General features: G+C 57.5%; 1 protein-coding gene. It reads right to left on the bottom strand.

The window, feature by feature from the left end; genetic code table 11:
• On the bottom strand, positions 1-1,882 hold a 1,882-nt coding region (locus tag JS533_RS13575; RefSeq protein WP_241515348.1), incomplete at its 3' end, for an InlB B-repeat-containing protein.
• Positions 1,883-1,908: the final 26 nt, after the last annotated feature.

Here is a 1,908-nt window from a genome sequence, read left to right as displayed (position 1 = left end):
CCTTCGAAGCCTTCGTGTAGTTGTTCGTCGAATCCACGATCTCATTCGCATCATTCAGGGTGTAGCCACCAGACTGCTCCTGATTATGCAGATCAGAGCCATTCAGCTTACCCCAAGCAGCATACAGGGTGGAAGGAACGTACACCCACTTGGACTTGGTGTCCACGCCGTTCTTCGCATCCGGGTTCGCAACAGTGTAGTAGTACAGGTACTGCAGCTTGCCGTCCTTGGTGATCTGAAGCTTGGAGCCAGCAGAGATCTTCGTGGCCTCATAGTCCTTCAGCCACTTGCCGGTAGCAGAAATACCGCCAGTCGTGCTGTCACGGTCAGAAGCCCAATCGACGTTCTTGGTGAGGTTACCCTTGTCGTCCTTCACGAACGCCTTCACGAACTCAGCACCGGAAGCGAACGGGTTGCTGTTGCTCTTGGAAGCGCCAGTCTCCGGATCGACGCTGTCGTTCGCGTAGTACCAGCCGAGGAACTGGTAGCCGTCACGCTTCGCAGTCGGAGCGGTGAACGAATAGTTCTCACCAGACTGGTAGGACTTAGGTTCAGTCTTGCCCGCGTAGTTGTAGTCGAAGGTTACGGTCACCTTGTTGGTGCTCCACTGAGCGTACAGCGGGGTGGCCTTGGTGATCTTCAGCGAGGACAGGGACACGGTCGCGGCATTGTAATCCGGAGTCGTGGACCAACCGCGGAACGTGTAATCAGAGCTACGAGACGGAGTCACGGAACCCTTCGGGGAAGCATTGGCCGCAACGTACTCGGTAGCCACGACAGTATCCCACGTGCCAGCCACCTCGGTGTAGTAAGTCACCGGGAAGACGCTCGTGGAAGAACCGGCAGCGGTGAGCTTCAGGTTCTTGTAGTTGTCGTTCGCCTTGAAGGAATCAGTCAGCGTGACCGGCTTGCCGGAGGCATAGTCGTTGTACTCCCACGTAGCAGTCAGATAACCGTACTTCTCGGTGTTCGGAGTCGTCGAAACGGACTCGCCATACTTCACGTCAACCGGACCGTACACGAAGCCCTTGTTGTCGTAGTAGCTGACGATCGTGGCGTTCTGCTTGCCCTGTTCCGGATCCAGAGTCACGTCATATTCACCGGTGTCCTGGTAGGACAGCTTGCCGGTGAAGTCCTTCGTCAGCTGGTCGAGAGTCACCGTATCGGTCAGATCCTGACCGGTAGGACCGACCTTCCACGTATCCACGACATAGCCATCGCCGGCGTTGTCAGCCGGAAGCTCCCAAGCGGCGATCTTCTTGTCCTGCTTCGCGACGTTCAGCACATAGGCATTGCTGGCGAACCAATAGAAACGAAGAGGAGTCGAGGCCGAGTTGGAGCCAGCGGCGTTGATGTTGAAGTTCTGTCCGTAATACGCGGACTTCGTGTTGTCATACAGCGAGCTCTTGGCGAACTGCAGGCTAACCAGCTGATCGCTTTCAGCCCAGTGAGCGTACAGGTCGATGTTCTTGGTCACGGTCGTGTTCTTGAAGTCGAACTTCTCGGAACCGTACTCCGGAGAGGTGTACCAGCCGGTGAACGTCCAGTCCTTATCGCCGGGACGAACGGTGGGCTCCGTGATGGTATAGCCCGCGGCGCTGTCGTACAGGTCCGTAAACTTGCTGTCCTTGGTGCCGTCGGCATTATCCAGATCGGAACCCTTGATGGTAACGGAGGAGCCGCTCTGGGAACCGTAAGTCAACTTCGCGCCCGAGGTAAGGGACGGGGCGTTCACATGCAGCGTGACAGTGTAGTCATACGGATCCACGCCAGCGGCGGCATCGGCGTTCGCGGTGCCGGCGGCGACGCCCATGGTCGCGAGCATCGCGACGGAGGCGAGGCCGGCGAGCGGCGCGCGCCAAACCTTGTTGTTTCCTGTCATAGTCAGGAACCTTTCTTCTAGGGACA

The organism is Bifidobacterium amazonense (genome assembly GCF_018555435.2).
Lineage (GTDB): Bacteria > Actinomycetota > Actinomycetes > Actinomycetales > Bifidobacteriaceae > Bifidobacterium > Bifidobacterium amazonense.
Note: the sequence above shows the minus strand (reverse complement) of the source record. Positions and strands in the feature narration are given on the sequence as shown.